Annotated in this window: 2 protein-coding genes; both read left to right on the top strand. The window is 55.3% G+C overall.

What is annotated here, in order from left to right:
* Positions 1-286: PAS domain-containing protein (locus BZK31_RS28505; RefSeq protein ID WP_157900834.1), on the top strand; the 286-nt coding region annotated here is incomplete at its 5' end.
* Between the two features lie 77 nt (positions 287-363).
* Positions 364-969 carry a hypothetical protein gene (locus BZK31_RS28510; RefSeq protein WP_083186471.1) on the top strand — a complete coding sequence of 202 codons (606 nt, stop codon included), beginning with the start codon at positions 364-366 and terminating at the stop codon, positions 967-969.
* Positions 970-1004 lie beyond the last annotated feature (35 nt).

The following is a 1004-nucleotide window of genomic DNA, read 5'->3' on the forward strand; positions in this document are numbered from 1 at the left end:
GGCCACCGAGCGCCAGCCGGCAGCACTGGAAGTGATTCAGGAGGCGATACGCAGCGGCCAGGCCTGCCGCCAGATCCTGCGCAACTACCGCAAGGATGGCAGCACGTTCTGGAACGAACTGTCTATCACGCCTGTGCGCAACGAAGCCAATCAGCTCATGTATTACATCGGCATTCAGAAAGATGTCACCGCTCAGGTAGAAAATGAGCAACGGATCAAAGAACTTGTGGACCAGTTGGCAGAGGCCAAGGCAGAAATTGAAGCACTGAAATCGAGAAATGGTTAAAAATATGACGAGCGGTAGGAACATCATGCGGATCTAAAGGTCTTTTTCATCAATTACCGGTTAGCCCGAGTCTCTCCATGCAACCTGATTCCCTCCTTACGCAGGCTGAGCTGGATTTCATCCAGAGCATGCAGCGCAATCCGAAACTGAACGTGCGTGACAGCACGCGCAGTTTGCTGGTCAATGGCGGTGTGCAGATTCAGGATTTGCTGACCCGACTGGCAGCTCACGAGCAAGTCACGATTCACGCGCAATTTGAAAATCAGCAGATGAATTTTCCGCTGCACCTGGTCGAGGACGAGTTCCACGCGCTGCATCTGGAGTTGGGAGCGCCCAGCATTTTCGAGGAAGGACCGCAGATTCGTCCCTGGCGACTGGTACTGGAACAGCCGGTGCCACTGGAAACCGAAAAGGGTTCGCTGACGTCGTTATGGGTGCATGAACTTTCGTTCAAGGGCGTTCTGCTCGAGTCACGCAAACAGGGCAAGTTGCCCAAGCACTTCGCCGCCTGGTTCAATCCCGTGGGTCAGGCGCCGATTGCCATGCGTGGCAAGCTGGAGCGTCTTCGGGAAGACAACCTGGGCGCTTACCGCCTCAGCCAGCACAGCAAAGACGATGCCGAGCGCTTGCGTCAGTACATTCTGCAGGAACATCGGCGCATGCACCCGTCGCTGCATAAATAAGTAATCGCGCTCAGGTATCCATCTGGCCGCTCAGA

The organism is Pseudomonas floridensis, assembly GCF_002087235.1.
Classification (GTDB): Bacteria; Pseudomonadota; Gammaproteobacteria; order Pseudomonadales; family Pseudomonadaceae; genus Aquipseudomonas; species Aquipseudomonas floridensis.

What these genes read in the sequence shown, in the direction of transcription:
- BZK31_RS28510 (WP_083186471.1), top strand. Translation starts at nt 364, where the DNA reads ATGCAACCTGATTCCCTCCTTACGCAGGCTGAGCTGGATTTCATCCAG.